The sequence below is a fragment of the Longitalea arenae genome, from assembly GCF_016924755.1.
GTDB lineage: Bacteria > Bacteroidota > Bacteroidia > Chitinophagales > Chitinophagaceae > Niastella > Niastella arenae.
The window spans coordinates 82,940-101,725 of sequence record NZ_JAFFJX010000015.1 but is presented as its reverse complement, the minus strand read 5'-3'; the positions used below and the strand labels follow the sequence as shown (position 1 = coordinate 101,725).

Here is an 18,786-nt window from a genome sequence, read left to right as displayed (position 1 = left end):
TTGCGTACAATTACGTGTATCCATATCAGGTGAATGCAATAACTTTAAACAAAGGCGTACACTTCATTCCGGAATTATCCATCTCTTTAATCCGGTTCCCATTTGTTATTCCATAGTAAGATCATTATTCCCGGAATAATGGGGAGGTTCCTGAAAATCCTTAACAGAGTAAGGCGTAAAGCCTGACTGCGTGAATGCAGGCACTTAAATCGTTTATATGAACCGATTAAACCTTATATCACTTGTCTTTGGACTATTAACCATTGCTTCCTGTAAAAAAAACACTACTGCCGATCCATCATCATCGTTATCTGGCAGCAAAACGGGCACCACCGAAGAATGCCAGCCTGGCATGTACAATCTGGCTGTTGATTCTGCTTCAGGTGCTTCTTTTATCTATAAAGTGACCGGCTCGCCGGGCGCTGGTCCAGTTACGGTAGTTCCTTACGTGGTAAGCGGTACCAACCAGCTGAAAGATTGCAGCGGCACCCCCATTCGCAATGCCAGTGGCCTGGCCTATGATCCTGCAACCGGTATCTTTTATGGCACCACCGGCATCACCGGATCGCCGGTACCAAATGCCATTCTCCGATTTACCGATCCGAATTGCGTAAGCATAACGCCTGCTACCAACACCTGCGGCATTGTCCTCAATTTAAGCGATGTGGAAAGGGATCAAACCACAGGCGCTTACTACGCCATCAACCGTGGCACTGTAGCGCCCAATAACCGCATCGTAAGGTTGGGACTGCCCGGCGCGCCTACGGTAAATTGTTTGCCAAATCCATTGCCGGTGGGACTGAACGCACGTGGTTTGACCTTTAACTGTAATGGTCAGTTATATGTGATGCATACAAGTGGCACTTCGGGCACCATTGTATTTGTGAATAAAGCAACAGGGCTTAATGGCGCCTCTTTCGCCTATCCCGGGCCCATTACGACCTTTGCCGTGGTGCCAACACCTGAACTGGGCTTGCATTTTGACTGTGCCTGTATCGGCCGTTTTATCACCGGCAGTTTCAACCCCACCACTATTCCGCTTATGACCGACGGGCTGCCTACGGGATTGGGTGGACCAATCTATAACGCAGCCCGTGGTGTGTTGAAACCCACCGTAGATTTTGCACGGCCATAATAGCCGGGGATGAATGTTCCGGAATGTACGCCTTACTTATTAAGCTTCCCCAAATTCGTTGTTTGACCGGTAGAAGTGTGAAAAAAAATATTTTCCCCGTCAATAAAGCTTTAAAAACACCGTGTTTTTCACATAAAACGCCAGCCCGCCTTGTTTTTCCCTCGCTTTTTTGTAATTTACTTTAAATGATTGTTCACCAAAACATTGCTGTATGAATAAAAAAGTGGCCGATATTCTGCTTCGTAAAGGAAGCCATATTACTACCGTTTCTCCCAATACTACCGTACTGGAAGCCCTGAAGATCATGGCCGATCAAAATATCGGTTCCGTGATGGTTTTAGAAGATGGCCACTACCTGGGCATTGTTACTGAACGTGATTATTCGCGCAAGGTGGTCCTGAATGGAAAATCGTCTACCGACACAATGGTATCGGAGATCATGTCTTCCGACCTGCCTCGCGTTACGGCACACGATACAGTTGACTATTGCATGCAGTTAATGTCCGAAAAAAACATCCGGTACCTGCCTGTATTCGACGACGCAGAAGTAACCGGGATCATTTCCATTAATGATGTGGTAAAAGAAACGATCCTGTCGCAAGAGGAAACAATCACCCAATTAAAAGACTACCTGCACTCCAGCTTATAAAGCCGCAGGCTGGCATTCAAGAAAAAGGGCCCAACTGTTGTGGGCCCCTTTTATTTCGGTAAGATTCATCAATTGAAACAAGTTATTAAGTTCATTAGTTATTCAGTTTGTAAGTTATAACTCAATAACCCAATACTCAATAACCCAATAACTCAATAACTCAATAAACTTAATCTTCACTCTGTTTTTCAGTAACCACCACAATATCATCCACGGAAACCGTAATAGGCATTAAACCCAGTTGTACCACGGCCTTTTTCCCACGGATCTCCTTCACCTCCCCCACCTGGTGATTCTTCTTCATCAGCACCTTATCCCCTACCTGCACCTCACCGCCTACCTCATCATATTTTGAATTGATCTTTTTCTTCACTTTTTCCGTTGCCTGTTTCTGGTGTTGTTTGAACAGCAGGGCATGCATTTGCCTGATCAGCTCTTTTTTATCTTCCTGATCTTCGGCTTTCTTCCAGTCAAATACGAGCTGCTTCAGCTTACGCTCCATATCCTTCAGGTAAGCGATCCGGTCCTCGGTCACCTTGTTCTGGTGTTTCAATAATTCAACCTGCTGCTGATGCCTTTCCTTATTGATCACCTGCTGCATTTCCTTCTGCAGCTTTTCATTCTCTTTAATAAGCCTGGTCAGTTCCTTTTCCTTCTTTTCAATTTCACGCAGGTCCTGCTCGGTGCGGTTCAACAATTTGTCGAGCCTGAAATGATCCTCTTCTACCAGGTTGCGGGCGCGATTGATCAACCGTTGATCGAGGCCGATGCGTTCGGCTATCGAAAAAGTATAGGAACTACCCGGTTTACCAATAGTCAGTTTATATAAAGGCATCAAACTCTTTTCGTCAAAAGCCATGGCGCCGTTAATGATACCCGGCGTTTTGTTGGCCATTACCTTCAGGTTCAGGTAGTGGGTGGTAACAATACCCATCGCATGTTTATGTCCCAGTTCTTCCATGATCACCTCTGCAAAGGCACCGCCTAAATTGGGATCACTACCGCTTCCCAGCTCATCGATGAAGAAGAGGGTCTTGCCATTGGCATTTTCAATAAAATGCTTCATGTGCAGGAGGTGCGAACTATAGGTACTTAACTCAAACTCGATGCTTTGTGTATCACCAATATGTATCATGATCTGTTTAAAGATCCCAAACACCGAATTGGGATGTACGGGTACCAGCAAACCGCTTTGGATCATCAGTTGGGTAAGGCCTACCGTTTTCATGGTAACGGTTTTACCACCTGCGTTCGGCCCCGAAATAACGAGGATGCGATTTTTTTCATCCAGCGTTACATCAACCGGGATGGTGGCTTTTTTAGATCGCTGGTTGTACAGGTATAACAATGGATGGTATGCCTGCACAAGATGCACATGCGCTTTATCATTCAACAATGGAAAGCTGCCGTTCATATCCAGCGCCAGCTTTGCCTTAGCCTGAATAAAATCAAATTCACCCAATACCTGGTGCCAGGTCTTCAGCAAAGGAGCGTACATGGCTAAACGCGCGGTCAGTTGCTGCAGGATGCGGTACACTTCCCGGCGCTCTTCATTTTCCAGGGAAAAGATCTCATTGTTCAGCTCGATGGTCTCTTCCGGTTCAATAAAAGAAGTGCGGCGGGTATCGCTTTCGCCATGTAAAATCCCTTTTACCTGGCGTTTTTGCTCAGCCACAATGGCCACCACACGGCGTCCGTTCAAAAACGCTTCATCTATATCAGCGGTATAACCCGCTTTGCTCAGCTTCTGCACGATCTTGTCGAACAGGCGGCGCAATTCGGTCCTGCGCCTGTATAAAGTACTGCGAATGCGTGCCAGGTCTTCTGATGCATTGTCCTTCACCTCGCCATTTTCAAGCAACACATCGTCGATCAGCTCCATGATCACCTTTTCATAATAGGTGTCTTCGATCACCTTTACCAGCGCGGGATAGGCCAGCCGCCGGTCACTATCGAACCAGCGGAAAATGTTCTGCATACTTTCTGCCAGTTTACGCACCTGGATAAACTGTTCGCCGGTCAATACGCCGCCGGGAATGCCGAGCAAACGTAATTCCTTCGCTAAATTCAGCACGTAATCATTCGGGAAATACATGCTGTGCTCTATCAGTAATTTGTATTCGTGGCTTTGTCGTAACTCCAGTTCAATAAACTCTTTGCGCGTATGAATGCGCAGTTCCTGCGACTTGCTTTTCGCATACTCCGTTTTACAATGCTCTTCAAGCAAGGCCTTTACTTTATCAAACTCCAGTTGTGATAACGCCGATTCCGGAAAAAACTTCATATAAATAACTCCTCTCGAACCGGCAAAGGTAGTATAGTTTTTTGGTAGTGGAATGATGTGCTGCCCCGGAATAACATCATAGATTGCACCCTAGCGTTGGACGGCAGGCTTTTTTAACAGTTGAACAGCAAAATATAGTAGAAAAATAACCTGAACAGCAAGCAGGCACCAGGCAAACACCACGCGCATTTGATTACGGAATATCAGGCCATCGATCTCAGCATTTGTAAAGCCAACGCCATTGGCAGGCGCGTTATACAAACCCAGCCATAGGAAGCCACCAAAGAATAACAGGGTGAGGGCATTATAAGTGATCGTAAATAATGGATTTATATACTGCCGGCGCCGCCTGATCAGTTTAAAAAGAAAAAAAACAATAAGCAGCCATAACGCAAACCAACCCGTTACATAGGCGCTGTTGATCACGTAAAAAGTATCATGCAAATGAATATCGATTGACACATCACTATGCTTCGATGCACTGAAAAACAATAATACCAGCACCAGAACGATCAGGAAATTTTCAAACTTCTTCATATTAAATCCATATAGCAGGCGTAATAATACAAAAGGCGATTTGATCCTGCAATTCATTTCCAATATATTCAGGAAATTAATATATTAATTTTTCCCGCTTTACAGCAGTTAAACTTTCTCGCCGATCTCCCGTCTGAACTGCAAACCAATTGCAACATGAAGCATCTTATACCCGGAGTGCTTATTTTCATTTCTGCCAGCACTTTACAAGCCCAAACCCGCCATTCCTTACCCGATTCGGCCCGTGTACCCGGTGATAATTTCAGCCTCCAGGGTGCGCTTGAGCTGTTTAAGAAAGCAGCCTCTCCCGAAGAATTTGAAAAATTGCTCAATACCGAAGATAGCAAGGTGAACAACCTCGATCTCAATGAAGATGGCAATACCGATTATATCCGCGTGGTCAGCAAACGTGAAAATGAGGTGCAGATCTTCGTGCTGCAGGCCCTGGTGTCTGAAAACGAAAACCAGGACATCGCAGTGATAGAACTGGAAAAGACCGGTTCAGAAAATGCGGTGATCGACATCGTAGGCGATGAAGACATTTTTGGGGAAGAAATCATAGTTGAACCGGACGACAGTCGCGATCATGCTTATATCCAAAACAATTCAAGGCTGGGCAGTGGTCCAGATACCGATAACACGGCCCTCGGCATCGTTGTGAATGTTTGGGCATGGCCTTGTGTGCGCTATGTTTACGCCCCCTCTTATGTAGTATGGGTTTCTCCCTTTAGCTGGCGCACCCGGCCTGTTTCGTATCGCCCCTGGCGCCCGCTGGCCTGGCATGTGTACCGCCCGGTTCGTTACCGCTACCGCCCGCATTATGCTGTAGTTAGCACCAGGCGTGTTATTGTAGCGCCCCGCATTTACCAGCCCATGCGCGTTTCATCGGTTACCGTAAGAACCCGCCACCAGGTCGCAGTGAACAATTACCGGGTGACCAAAAAAACAACGACTGTTCATGGACCCCGGGGCAGGAAATATTCAAGAACGACAACTACAGTGAGAAGAAGACACAGATAGAATGTGATGATGTGATAATGTGACAATGTGATAATGTGATAATCAATACAGCCTCAATTTGTAAAACTCAAATCAAACTTCATTATTTCAATAATCCCGGAACTTTAAACATAAAACAGTGAACTTTGAACTGCATCCGCCGGATGCAGTTTTTTATTTGGGTACTTTTGTAATTCATTAACATCTGCCACAGCACAGCCCGCGTATATGGTGTGTTTAATAACAAAACAATGATTCATCTGTTAAATCAATATGGTATGAAGCTGCTCTTTACCAGTGCCCTGGTTACCCTGGCCACCCTGTTTTCCTGTGCGCAAAAACAAGCAAAAAAGCATATAAGTAAGGATATGACAACAAATACAAATAATGTTACGAACGCTGCGACCGATACCGCTACTTTTGGTAACGGTTGCTTTTGGTGTACGGAAGCTATCTTTCAGCAATTGGATGGTGTAATTTCTGCAACTTCGGGCTATAGCGGCGGACATGTTGACAACCCCTCTTACAAACAGGTATGTACCGGCAATACCGGCCATGCGGAAGTCCTGCAGATCGTATACGATCCCGCGAAGATCACCTATGATGAACTGCTGGAAGTATTTTGGCAAACACATGACCCTACCACGCTCAACCGGCAGGGCAATGATGTAGGCACGCAATACCGGAGCGTTATCTTTTATCACAATAATGAACAAAAAGAAAAAGCCGAAAAGTACAAGGCGGAACTCGATAAAAGCGGCGCATTCAATAATCCGATCGTTACAGAGATCGCGCCCTTTAACAAGTTTTATGTGGCCGAGAACTACCACCAGGATTATTACAACCAGAACGGCGCACAGCCTTATTGCAATATTGTGATCAGGCCAAAGGTGGAAAAGTTTCAGAAGGTGTTTAAGAGTAAACTTAAACACTAAAGGTTTGTGGTTTGTAGTTTGTGGTTTGTGGAAAAACGATAAACTATAAACCATAAACTATTTTAGATACGTTCGTCTCAATTCCAGCAAATTTAAGCCATTTGCATGAAAGCCCTTCACATGCGGATGCACCAGCCTGATCACTTCATCGTACCACAAGGGCACTACCGGTGCATCATCGATCACCAGCTGATCCATTTGCTGGTACAATTTATACCGCAGGCTATCGTCCTCCGTTACCATGGCCTGCTCATATAATGCATCAAAGCGTGGATTCTGATAACGTGTATAATTAGGCGGCGCCGGATTTTTGCCGTAAAACACACTCAGGTAATTTTCTGCTTCCGGAAAATCGGCGATCCAGCTGCCCCGGAAAAACAAAGCCTCCGATTTGGCCGTATGTTCCAGTAACAGGCTTTTAGGGATCACTTCTATCTGGATCTTAATACCGATCTCTTCCAGCTGACGGGCAATAAAACCGGCAATATCGCTGTACGTGGCAATCGTAAGCAATTTTATCGCCGGTAACCCTTCCCCATCGGGAAAACCGGCTTCCCGTAATAAGACCCGGGCTTTTCCGGGATCATACCTATACCCTTTTACCACAGCAGAATCAAAAGAAGGCAGACCGGCTGGAATAAATCCGCTTTCGGCCGGCATTCCCTTCGAATTATACAGGTACATGATCATCTTGCGCCGGTCGAACCCATAATTGATCGCCTGGCGAACCTGTTTAAAGCGCAATGGCGATTGATTCACCAGGGCATTGTCTTTTTCCATTAAAATACCCAGGTATTCCGTATTCAGGTAGGAATGTTTCGATAAGATGATCTTACCCTGCCATTCTTTATGCAGCTCGCCTTTTTTGGTCAGGATCTCATCTTTGAACGAAGGATCAATATCATTGATAAAATCCAGCTCACCCTGCCTGAACAACAGGAACTCGGTGGCCTTGTTGTCGAAGAACGTGATCTTGATTCCATCCAGGTAAGGCAGGGGCTTTCCGCTGCTGTCGCGCTCGAAGTATTTTTCATTCTTCTGCAGGATCATGGCCTGGCCTTCTTCCCAGGCTTTGAATTTGAACGGACCGGTTCCACAGGGATGGCTGCGGAAATCAGCGCCATATTTTGTGATAACCTCCCTGGGCACAATGGAACAATACTGCATGCTTAACAAACCCAGGATCGGCGCAAAGGGCCTTTTCAGGGTCAGCTGAAAAGTAGAATCATTCAGCGCCCTGAAAGCTTCTTTATCGGCCACCCGCTCGTTAAAGATCCAGGCGCCGCTGCTGGCGGTGGCAGGGTCAATGATGCGGCTAAAACTATATGCTACGTCAAAGGCGGTCAGCTTACGGCCTTTTCCCTGCGGAAAAGCATCGCTGTCATGAAAAAAAACATCAGGCCGTAAATGGAACGTATACACTTTACGGTCAGCCGATACATCCCAGCTATAGGCCAGCGAAGGTACGATCTCAAGGGCTTCGTTTGTTTCAACCAGTGTATTGTACAGCTGATGAACCGCCCAGATGATCGATTGGTTCTTGGCAAAAGCAGGGTCGAGGGTTGCAATACCGGTAGCTTCATTGTAGTGGAACACCTGTTTATTACCGCCTGTACGGCTGCCACATGCATTCAATAAAATGGCGCCGTAAAAGACCGCAAAAAATATAACTTTACGATTCATAATCTTCAAATTAGCAAACGCCAGTCCGCTTTCGGCGTGTTCGCGATCTGCTAATTTGCTAATTTAAAATATATCAAGTGATTCAGATAAAACAAAGCCGTTCATCGAATACTTTTTTATTTTTAATCCTTCATTGCTCACTCCTCCTTTTCATTGCTGCTTCCTGCGACGCACAACCGTTGAACCATAAGAAGCAGTATACCCGCCAGGATACCCTGCGGGGCACCATTACCCCTGAAAGGGCCTGGTGGAACGTTTTACGCTACGATATTCAGCTAACCCCCGATTATACCACCAAATCCATCCAGGGAAAAAACCGCCTCACCATTCGCGTATTAAGAGGCGGGAATAAACTGCAGCTCGACCTGCAGGAACCCATGGTCATCGACAGCATCTTTTTAGGCGCAGAAACCGGCAATAGCGCCGTATCGGGTAATCAGGCCCTGGAAAACAAAAGAAAGCTCTCCTTTCAGCAGGATGGCAATGCCTGGTGGGTGACCATGCCCGATCTCAGGGCAAATTCAACGCAGGTCATAGAAGTGAGTTATCATGGTACACCGCGCGAAGCACTGCGGGCGCCCTGGGATGGCGGCTGGGTGTGGAGCAAGGATAAACAGGGCCGTCCCTGGATGACCGTAGCCTGCCAGGGCCTTGGCGCCAGTGTATGGTATCCCTGTAAAGACCACCAAAGCGATGAACCCGACAGCGGCGCCAGTGTAAGTATAACAGTACCTGATACCCTGGTAGCCGTGGCCAATGGCCGCCTGCAGGCCAAAACACCCGGCAACAATGGAACTACCGTGTATACCTGGCAGGTCACCAATCCGATCAACAATTATAACATTGTTCCATACATTGGCAAATATGTAACCTGGCATGAGGACTATAGCGGTGAAAAAGGCCGGCTGAATTGCGATTACTGGGTGCTGGATTACGATCTTGAAAAAGCCAAAAAACAGTTCAGGCAGGTTCAGCCCATGCTGAAATGTTTTGAATACTGGTTCGGCCCCTACCCTTTTTATGAAGATGGGTACAAACTGGTAGAAGCGCCGCACCTGGGCATGGAGCATCAAAGTGCGGTCGCCTATGGCAACGAATTCAAGAACGGCTACCTGGGCCGTGATCTTTCGGGCAGCGGCTGGGGCAGCAAATGGGATTTTATTATTGTACATGAAAGCGGGCACGAATGGTTTGCCAATAATATCACCAGCAATGATATTGCCGATATGTGGGTGCATGAAGGGTTTACCAATTATTCCGAGACCCTGTTCACCACCTGTGAATATGGCGCAGCGGCCGGTAACGAGTATTGCATTGGCACCCGCAAATTGATCCAGAACGACATTCCCGTCATCGGTCCCTATGGCGTGAACCAGGAAGGCAGCGGTGACATGTATTACAAGGGCGGCAATCTCTTACATACCATCCGGCAGATCATCAACAACGATTCTGCCTTTCGCACCATTTTGCGCGGGTTGAACAAAACCTATTACCACAAAACGGTTACCACCAAAGAAGTGGAAAACTATATGAGCCGTGAATCGGGCATTGATCTTTCAAAGGTCTTTGATCAATATCTTCGCACCACCCAGATCCCGACCCTGGAATATTTGATCAGGGGAAAAGAGCTGCGGATCCGGTTCACCAATTGCATTAAAGGATTTACTATGCCGGTAAAGATCAAATGGGGCAGTGAGGAAAAATGGATCCGCCCGAATGAAGAATGGACGATCGTTACGGGTAATGCGAATGCCGCGAATTTTAGTGTTGACAGGAATTTTTATGTCAATGTGAAAAAAGCGGGCAATTGACAGTTGGCAATTCGCAATTGGCAGTTTCCGTTGATGTTCCAATTGTTAACTATTTGATATCAACCTGAAATGCGAAGAGTTAGTGTTTTATAGGCAAATCTTAAAATGCGCAATAACTATGAACTGCAAACTGCCAACCTGATAACCGGAGATCTGACATCCAGTAAACAATTCTGAATTAAAGAAACAATGAGCATACGGCGGCAAAGTATCATTTCTTCCATTTTGGTGTATATAGGATTTGCGATCGGCCTGTTGAATACTTACCTGTATGCAAAGGGATTTGCTGAAGCAGAATACGGTATTATCGGGTCGTTCATGGCTTTTGCTACCATAATGCTCGCTTTCTCCAATTTTGGGGTCACCTACTATATTTATAAATTTTATCCCTATTACAACGATAACCTGCCGCCGGAAAAGAACGACATGATCACGGTGGCCCTGGTCACCAGCCTAATGGCCTTCGCCTTTGTGATGATCAGCGGTTTTGTGTTCAAAGATTTTGTGATCAGAAAGTATGCAGAACATTCTCCCGAGATCATTTATTACTATTACTGGCTTTTTCCTTTCGGCCTGGGACTCTCCCTGTTCACCATTCTCGAAGCGTATGCCTGGCAATTGCGCCAATCGGTAGTCACCAATTTCCTGAAAGAGATCCTGTGGCGGCTCTTTGCCACCATTTTGATCGTGCTTTTGTTTATGGGCGTGATCAAGAATTTCGACCTGTTCATAAAGCTGTATGCATTGACCTATGCAGGCATTGCACTTGCCTTATTTGGTTTCCTGGTGTATAAAAAGCAATTCCATTTAACCTTTACGCTTAGCCGCGTCACCAAAAAGTTCTATAAGAAAATAATCCGCCTCGGATTATTCGTGTGGATGGGCACCCTGGTGCTTAACATTTCACAGGTATTCGATACGCTGGTGATCGGCGCCGTTGTAGCAAGCGGTATGGCCAATGTGGGCATTTATACGCTGGCGCAAAATATATCCAGCCTGGTGCAGGCCCCGCAAAGAGCGATCAATGCCGCCTCCCTGCCAGCCCTGGCGCAGGCCTGGAAGGACAAGGATTTCGGCCGCCTGCACCGTATTTACCAACGCAGCAGTATTAACCAGTTAATTTTTTCCATAGCCATGTTCCTGCTGATATGGCTCAATTTTACCGATGGGGTGCTCACCTTCCATTTAAAGCAGGGCTACCTCGATGCCCGCTTTGTTTTCTTATTCATCGGGCTACAAAAAATAGTGGATATGGGCACCGGCGTGAATTCGCAGATCATTGGCACCAGTACCTATTGGAAAGTCGAGCTTATCAGTGGAATGATATTGGTGGCGATCACCTTACCGCTGAATTATCTTCTTACCAAAGAGTATGGCGCGGTAGGCCCTGCCATTGCCAATCTTTTTGCAATGATCGTTTACAATGGCATCCGGTGTATTTTCTTATGGCGGAAATTCCATATGCAGCCCTTCACTATAAAAAGTTTGTATACCGTCTTATTGGGCGCTGCAGCTTATTTACCCTGCTATTGGTTGTTCCATAACTCCCAGGGCATTGGCTATATCATCCTGCGCAGTGCTTTGTTTGTATTATTGTTTGGCACGGGTGTATTGTATTTACAACTCTCTCCGGATGTATTACCTGTTCTGGAAACAATTAAAAAAAGACTCGGGATCAAAAGCAGGAAATAAGAATATCCACATTCACTTTTATTTGCATTTCATTAACATCAATTGTCAAACTAACGTTAATAAGTGTAAAAATATCACTTATCCTATAAAATCGGTGTAACCGATTGCGGAAAAGAACACCAGAATTTTACAGGAAAACCTTTAGTGCATTTTTATGCTTTAGATTATTTTTCTATAGAAGAACACCTTCTTTGATGCGTTGCCTCATTTCGCTTCGTTACTTTGACTCAGCAACACAATGCTGGAGTTCTTGAACAGGTCCCTGATAAAATATAGCTGATCCTTACAATGATGACAATAACTGATCCGTAGCGTATACATTCCGTTTTTAGTTCGTATCCCTTTGAGACTTTTTATTTCGCCATTATAAATTCCATTTATGAAAAGCTTGTCAGTTCCCCAATTTGCCACATCAACATTCACCCAAACAGCTAATCCCGTCCCACTGCACAAACTGGTTGATCAGCTTATGAACAGCTTCGTTCCCCTGGCTGTAAACCAGAACAGTTTCATTATAAATGATATAGATGAGTCTTTCCAGCTGCATGCCGATGAGCAGGTGCTGGCCTTTATCGTTGGCAACCTCATTAACAATGCAATCGCCGGTTCACATGGCGTATGCATCCGGGTAGAAGCCGTAAAGAAGCCGGAAGGCGTACAGATCCGCGTAAAGAACAATGGAGCTAATTATTATAGCACCGTAGCCCATAGCTTTTCCCAGATAGTAGCGGCAGCCCGCAGCATGGGTGGAAACATCAATATCTATAACCAGCGCCACGAAGGAACGGTTATTACCCTCTCCGTGGCAGCCTAGGATCGAAGTGCTGATTTGGTAATGTGCTAATGTCACAATGGAGTCCCCAGTATAAATTGATCCAATATCCAATGAGCAATCGAAGGTCCAATAAGCCCCGGAAAAGCGCAAGCAAGCAATAAAACGTACCCGTGATGCTATAAGTTAATTCAATATTCTCTTTGGAAAATCGTGCCCCTGCGCTAATGTTAATTCCAATATCCTGTGGGGAATCGGAGCCAATTGGCAATCAGCAATCGGCCAATTAGCAAAATGGTAACGTACTCTTTGAATAGAATTTGAGGTAATATCCCGCGAAAATCGATGAAGGGCAAAAGACAATTGGTATTGCAGCAAAGGCAATCATTGAAATTTCTTGCCAATTGTCTCTTGTCTGTTATTTAACGATCCGTCCGGCCCCGGCGTATCGCGCCTTGTAATATTCTTCGTCCAGATCGCTGATAATCACGCCGCTGCTGGTAGATGCATGCACAAATTTGTTATTACACAGGAAGATGCCCACATGGGTGATACCCCCCTTCGAACCCCTTGTTTTAAAGAACACCAGGTCGCCCTGTACTAATTTCTTCTTTTTTACTTTGGTAGTGCATTGTTTATACTGGTCTTCCGACCTCCTGGTCAATTCCACATTGTAATAGGAACTCATAAATGCCCTCGCGAAACCGCTGCAATCAATGCCCTCCCTCGAATCGCCCCCATATTTGTATTTGGTCCCATACCAGCTGTCGATCAATTCCAGTAATTTATTGTCATTGATCATTTCTACGGGCATATCCAGTAAAATGGCATATTTGAATTGTAAGGGAGCCAGGAGCTCGATACCAATCGCTTTACGGTTCCTGCTTTTCAGATCGGAGATCATATTCTCCTCTTCCGGCGTTAATGCGGCCAGCTTCTGGCTGGGACTGGTAACTCTTTTTGATCTCGTAGTAGTGGTGCTTTTCGAAGATCTGTCAGCACTTTTCTTTTTTGACTTTCTATCCTGGCTGGCTTCATTGCCCCCTGCAACAATATCTTCGAGGAACTCAGGATCATCCGCCGGGTAAACAGCAGTGTCTGCCGTCAGCTTCTCCCAGAAGAACGGATGATGGGCGGCCGCCGGAGCGGTTTGCATCAACAGGACGGATATAATGATAATCAGATACTTCACAGGTTGGACGTTTTTAGTTGCAAGGCTCCCGGGTTAACCGGGGATGGGCCCAAAAATAGCAAATACATTGCCAAATGCCTAAATAAAACGCTTACTGCTTAAGGCTGAGGGCTTAAGGCAAAACCCGATAGTCAAAAGGGGAAGGCTCTTTTAGCCATCAGGCTTAAGCTGTGCATTTTCCGCCTAATTAATTTATTCAGGCTTGTGGATAGAAATTCTTCCCGTTCACTATTGATTAAAGAACTTTATACCACAATTTCGTGTTTTTATTCAGGCAGGTTTCCAATTGGAAATGAGCATCTTAGAACTTTCTAACAAGAACGACCCATGTGCAAGTTTTCTCATTTACATGTTCATACCCAGTTTTCGTTGTTAGATGGCGCAGCGTCGATCCAGGCGTTGTATAAAAAAGCCATCAAAGACAACATGCCCGCCATTGCCATTACCGACCATGGCAATATGTTTGGCGCCTTCGAATTCGTTTCTGAAGCTTATAAACATAAAAATGAAGATGGCAGCCTGAAAGTAAAACCGATCGTGGGCTGCGAATTCTATGTGGTAGAAGACAGGCACCGGAAAATATTTTCAAAAGAAGTAAAAGACGAACGCTACCACCAGGTACTGCTGGCAAAGAATAAAACCGGTTACCAGAACCTCGTTAAACTAACCAGTCTCGGTTATATAGAGGGAATGTACAGCAAATATCCGCGGATTGATAAAGGCCTTATTGAGCAATATAAGGAAGGCCTCATCGCCACTACCTGCTGTATAGGCGCCTATGTGCCACAAACCATCCTGCACGACGGTGAAGAAAAAGCCGAGCAGGAATTCAAATGGTGGCTCGATATGTTCGGCGAAGACTATTTCATAGAAATACAAAGGCACAACCTGAAAGAACAGGAGATCATTAACCAGGTGCTGCTGAAGTTCTCGAAAAAATACAATGTGCCTGTTATTGCCACCAACGACAGCCATTATACCGATCAGGACGATTACAACGCCCACGACATCCTGCTTTGTATCAATACCGGTGAAAAGAAAAGTACCCCGGGCTTCGATGACTTTGTAAACGACGATACCAACATAAAGGACCGCCGCTTTAAGTTTCCCAACGACCAGTTTTATTTTAAAACGCAGGAGGAAATGAAGAAGCTGTTCAGCGACATTCCCGAGTCGATCGATAATACCAATATGATCGTTGACCGGGTTGAACTGCTGAACCTGAAAAAAGATATCCTGCTGCCCGCATTCCCCTTGCCCAAAGAATTCCAGGTGCATGAAGACAACAACCTGAACCAATGGGAATTCCTGCGGCACATCACCTACGAAGGCGCCAAAGAGCGCTATGTTGATATTACGCCCGACATCCAGGAGCGGCTCGATTTTGAGCTTTTCACCATCAAGACCATGGGTTTTGCCGGTTACTTCCTTATTGTGAGCGACTTCATCAAAGCGGGTCGCGAACGGGGCGTATTTATTGGTCCGGGTCGTGGATCAGCTGCCGGTAGCGCGGTGGCTTACTGTATCGGCATCACGAACATAGACCCCATCAAATACAACCTGCTGTTCGAGCGCTTTCTGAACCCCGACCGTAAGTCGATGCCGGATATCGATACCGACTTCGACGATGAAGGCCGCCAGAAAGTGATCGATTATGTGGTGGAAAAATATGGTAAGAACCAGGTGGCGCAGATCGTTACCTATGGCACCATGGCTGCCAAAAGCAGTATCAAGGACGTAGCGCGGGTATTGGACCTGCCCCTGGCCGAATCGAATGCCCTGGCGAAAATGGTGCCTGAAAAGCCAGGAATTGAACTGGGCCGCGTATTGCATGCGCCGCTGACAGCCAGGGACGGTGAGAAATCACTGGAAGAAAAAGAAGGCATCGGCCCCGATGAAATCGAGGTCATTAAAAAGCTGCGCGAAATCTACAATGGCCAGGGACTTACCGCCACTGTTCTGCACGAAGCAGAAAGGCTGGAAGGTTCTGTACGAAATACCGGTATCCACGCGGCGGGCATCATCATTGCCCCCAGGGACCTCACCGACCTGATACCGGTTTGTACCGCCAAGGACTCCAGCCTATGGGTTACCCAAATAGAGGGTAGTATCATTGAAGACGCCGGGGTGATCAAGATGGACTTCCTGGGTTTGAAAACCCTCACCATCATCAAGAACGCCTTGCGGATGATCAAGGAGAACCACGGCGTTGACCTCGATATTGAGACCATCCCATTAGACGATCCAAAGACATTTGAATTATATCAAAAGGCAGAAACGGTAGGTACGTTCCAGTTCGAAAGTCCGGGTATGCAAAAATACCTGCGCGACCTCAAAGCTGACCAGTTCTCTGACCTCATCGCCATGAACGCCTTGTACCGGCCGGGTCCGCTTGCCTATATCCCCAACTTTATCGATCGTAAACATGGCCGTGAGACCATCACCTACGATCTTCCTGAAATGGAGGAATACCTGAAAGATACTTATGGTATTACCGTGTACCAGGAGCAGGTAATGTTGCTGGCGCAGAAACTCGCCGGCTTCAGTAAAGGAGATGCTGACGTACTGCGTAAAGCGATGGGTAAAAAGCAAAAAGCGGTGCTCGATAAAATGAAAGCCCAGTTCATCAAAGGGGCTTCTGAGAAAGGACATCCCGCTGATAAACTGGAAAAGATCTGGACCGACTGGGAAGCATTCGCCCAGTATGCCTTCAATAAATCGCACTCTACCTGTTATGCCTATGTGGCATATCAAACAGCTTACCTCAAAGCCCACTACCCTTCGGAATACATGGCGGCAGTGCTTAACAACGCCGGCAATATTGAAAAGATCACCTTCTTCATGGAAGAATGTAAACGGATGGGCATAAACTGTTTGGGTCCTGATATCAACGAATCGAAAAAAGGTTTCTCGGTCAATAAGAACGGGGATATCCGTTTCGGACTTGGCGGATTGAAGGGCGTAGGTGAAGCAGCGGTAGAAAGCCTGATCGAAGAAAGGGAAAAAAGCGGTCCCTATGTGTCGGTCTTCGATATGATAAAACGCGTTAACCAGCGTACGGTGAACAAGAAAACGCTGGAAAGTCTTATCTATGCCGGCGCCTTCGATTGCTTTACCGATCTGCACCGGGCGCAATACTTCTTTATTCCGCAAAACGATACCAGTTCCGGTTTGGAAAAGATCGTGCGGTTCGGCAATATCTTCCAGGCGCAAACCACACATGCCAGCAATACGCTGTTTGGCGACCTGCCTACGGTGATGGACATTCAGCCGCCCAAGATCCCGCCCTGCCAACCCTGGTCATTAACCGAATTACTGAACTACGAAAAGGAAGTGACCGGTATGTTCATGAGTGGCCACCCGCTCGATCATTTCCGGTTCGAAATAAAACATTATGGTATCACTACCATGGCCGAGTTCAATGAAATAAAAGAAACCCTGGCCCTGCAAAGCAACCCGGGCCGTCCTTTCCGGCTGGCCGGACTGGTAACTGATGCCCAGCACCGGGTTACCCGTACCGGACGTCAGTTCGGGTCTTTTATCATAGAAGATTATTCCGGCAAAAGCGAGTTCATGCTTTGGAGTGACGACTATATGCGTTTCACCAATTACCTCGAGAAAGGCAAGAACCTCTTCCTGACCGGCCAGTTCAAACCGCGGTTCAATAAGACCGAGTTTGAATTCAAGATCGACAAGATCAGTTTGTTGGAGAGCATTAAACAAAACCTTACCAAACAGGTTATAATAGATGTTGAAGCAAGGTATATCACCGAGGAGCTGATCAGGTTCTTCGAAAAGAACATGAAAAGCTATCCGGGGCGTTCAGGCTTGAAATTCAATGTAAAGGATATGAAGACTTTATGCCGGGTGAGCCTCGCGACCATCGAGAATGGATTTGAGATGAATGACGAAATGGCTGCTTTTCTCCAAAGCCGCCCCGAATTGGATGTGCAGGTTGTCACCGCATAAAAGGCGATAAGATCAACTCGATCAATGTTTTGCCACTAAAACAAGTTGAAAAGACCTGACAGGAATGGTAAACAAATGGAGTGGCACAGAATTCGACGATTGTAACCGTGTTACGGTCTTTCTGACCGATGCAAAGCAACCAGCCAGGTTTTCAACAGGTTTAAAACTTTGCAAAACGTTTAAGAATTTATTTATAAACTTTACACATTAAAATATATACTTTATGGCTTTAGAATTCACAGACACAAACTTCCAGGACAAAGTCCTCGACTCTGATAAATTAACGGTGGTTGATTTTTGGGCTGAGTGGTGTGGTCCCTGCCGCGCGATCGGGCCGGTAATTGAAGAATTATCGAAAGAATACGATGGCAAAGTGAACGTAGGTAAAGTAAACGTTGACCATAACCCACAGTTATCAATTAACTATGGTGTTACTTCCATCCCTGCTATCCTTTTCATCAAAGGTGGTAAAGTGGTAGATAAACTGGTTGGTGCACAACCTAAAAGCAACTTTGTAAAAAAGATCGAACAGCATATATAAGCCGGTGCTTATAAAGAATTTTCAGCCGGTCACGATTTGAAACCGTGACCGGCTTTATTATCTTTATACATCATTCAATTAATTTCGTACATGAGATCATCTTTTTTGTTTTCGCTTTTAATTCCGGTAATAGCCCTGTTTATGCTGGCCAATCACCAAATGGCGGCAGCTGCTGACAATACCAGCGGCGGTGGTACAGTAGAATTCACCGATGCCAATTTTCAAAAAAAAGTACTTGCTTCAGATAAATTGACCCTGGTTGATTTTTGGGCCACCTGGTGCGGCCCCTGCCGCAGAATAGGACCTGTGGTAGAAGACCTGGCAAATACATACAGCGGTAAAGTAAATATTGGCAAACTGAATGTTGACCATAACCCGAATGTATGTATGAAGTATGACATCCGGAGCATTCCCACGATCCTGTTCATTAAGAACGGGAAAGTGATAGACCGGGTGGTAGGCGCTGTTTCGAAGAGCACGCTTGATAAAAAGATCAAAGCGCATATGTAAGCGAACAAAAAGAATGTATGTATACAAATAAGCGGTTTCCTGTGCGGTCCGCCAAAAATTAATAAGCGATCCTGAAA

14 protein-coding genes are annotated in these 18,786 nt (G+C 46.0%); 10 read left to right on the top strand and 4 right to left on the bottom strand.

Annotated features, from left to right (window positions below; genetic code table 11):
- Nucleotides 1-217 precede the first annotated feature (217 nt).
- Nucleotides 218-1,135, top strand: coding sequence for a hypothetical protein (locus JT717_RS23135; protein WP_205513408.1), 918 nt, complete (start codon nt 218-220; stop codon nt 1,133-1,135).
- Nucleotides 1,136-1,346: 211 nt separating this feature from the next.
- Nucleotides 1,347-1,784, top strand: a complete 438-nt coding sequence (locus tag JT717_RS23130) for a CBS domain-containing protein (RefSeq protein WP_205513407.1) — start codon at nt 1,347-1,349, stop codon at nt 1,782-1,784.
- A gap of 169 nt (nt 1,785-1,953) precedes the next feature.
- On the opposite strand, the gene JT717_RS23125 is transcribed toward JT717_RS23130, so the two are convergent.
- Both JT717_RS23125 and JT717_RS23120 read right to left on the bottom strand, forming a co-directional pair.
- Nucleotides 1,954-4,068, bottom strand: coding sequence for an endonuclease MutS2 (locus JT717_RS23125; protein WP_205513406.1), 2,115 nt, complete (start codon nt 4,066-4,068; stop codon nt 1,954-1,956).
- 90 nt (nt 4,069-4,158) lie between these two features.
- Nucleotides 4,159-4,605: a hypothetical protein gene (locus JT717_RS23120; RefSeq protein ID WP_205513405.1), complete on the bottom strand. Its 447-nt coding sequence runs from the start codon at nt 4,603-4,605 to the stop codon at nt 4,159-4,161.
- Between the two features lie 156 nt (nt 4,606-4,761).
- Between JT717_RS23120 and JT717_RS23115 the strand changes: the two genes are divergently transcribed.
- Together JT717_RS23115 and msrA are read left to right on the top strand one after the other, a co-directional pair.
- Entirely contained in the window at nt 4,762-5,625 is an 864-nt protein-coding gene (locus JT717_RS23115) for a hypothetical protein (protein WP_205513404.1), read from the top strand.
- A gap of 257 nt (nt 5,626-5,882) precedes the next feature.
- Nucleotides 5,883-6,539 carry a peptide-methionine (S)-S-oxide reductase MsrA gene (gene msrA / locus JT717_RS23110; protein WP_205513403.1) on the top strand — a complete coding sequence of 219 codons (657 nt, stop codon included), beginning with the start codon at nt 5,883-5,885 and terminating at the stop codon, nt 6,537-6,539.
- Nucleotides 6,540-6,596: 57 nt separating this feature from the next.
- Here the strand turns inward: msrA and JT717_RS23105 are convergent, their stop codons facing one another.
- Nucleotides 6,597-8,222 carry an ABC transporter substrate-binding protein gene (locus JT717_RS23105; RefSeq protein ID WP_205513402.1) on the bottom strand — a complete coding sequence of 542 codons (1,626 nt, stop codon included), beginning with the start codon at nt 8,220-8,222 and terminating at the stop codon, nt 6,597-6,599.
- Nucleotides 8,223-8,299: 77 nt separating this feature from the next.
- Between JT717_RS23105 and JT717_RS23100 the strand changes: the two genes are divergently transcribed.
- The 3 genes from JT717_RS23100 to JT717_RS23090 all read left to right on the top strand — a co-directional run bounded on the left by JT717_RS23100 (nt 8,300) and on the right by JT717_RS23090 (nt 12,539).
- Nucleotides 8,300-10,033 (top strand): M1 family metallopeptidase, encoded by a 1,734-nt coding sequence (locus JT717_RS23100; protein WP_369411735.1) that lies wholly within the window; start codon nt 8,300-8,302, stop codon nt 10,031-10,033.
- Nucleotides 10,034-10,222: 189 nt separating this feature from the next.
- Nucleotides 10,223-11,725: a lipopolysaccharide biosynthesis protein gene (locus tag JT717_RS23095; RefSeq protein WP_205513401.1), complete on the top strand. Its 1,503-nt coding sequence runs from the start codon at nt 10,223-10,225 to the stop codon at nt 11,723-11,725.
- Nucleotides 11,726-12,104: 379 nt separating this feature from the next.
- Nucleotides 12,105-12,539 carry a sensor histidine kinase gene (locus JT717_RS23090; RefSeq protein WP_205513400.1) on the top strand — a complete coding sequence of 145 codons (435 nt, stop codon included), beginning with the start codon at nt 12,105-12,107 and terminating at the stop codon, nt 12,537-12,539.
- A 376-nt stretch (nt 12,540-12,915) separates the two neighbouring features.
- Here JT717_RS23090 and JT717_RS23085 read toward each other — a convergent pair whose 3' ends face one another.
- A complete protein-coding gene (locus JT717_RS23085) occupies nt 12,916-13,689 on the bottom strand; it encodes a C40 family peptidase (protein ID WP_205513399.1) in 774 nt (257 codons plus the stop codon).
- A 327-nt stretch (nt 13,690-14,016) separates the two neighbouring features.
- Here JT717_RS23085 and dnaE point away from each other — a divergent pair, with 327 nt between their 5' ends.
- From dnaE to trxA (JT717_RS23070), 3 genes are all read left to right on the top strand, one after another.
- Nucleotides 14,017-17,658, top strand: coding sequence for a DNA polymerase III subunit alpha (dnaE, locus tag JT717_RS23080; protein ID WP_205513398.1), 3,642 nt, complete (start codon nt 14,017-14,019; stop codon nt 17,656-17,658).
- A gap of 223 nt (nt 17,659-17,881) precedes the next feature.
- Nucleotides 17,882-18,199 (top strand): thioredoxin, encoded by a 318-nt coding sequence (trxA, locus tag JT717_RS23075; protein ID WP_205513397.1) that lies wholly within the window; start codon nt 17,882-17,884, stop codon nt 18,197-18,199.
- A gap of 90 nt (nt 18,200-18,289) precedes the next feature.
- Nucleotides 18,290-18,709, top strand: a complete 420-nt coding sequence (gene trxA / locus JT717_RS23070; protein WP_240348373.1) for a thioredoxin — start codon at nt 18,290-18,292, stop codon at nt 18,707-18,709.
- Nucleotides 18,710-18,786: the final 77 nt, after the last annotated feature.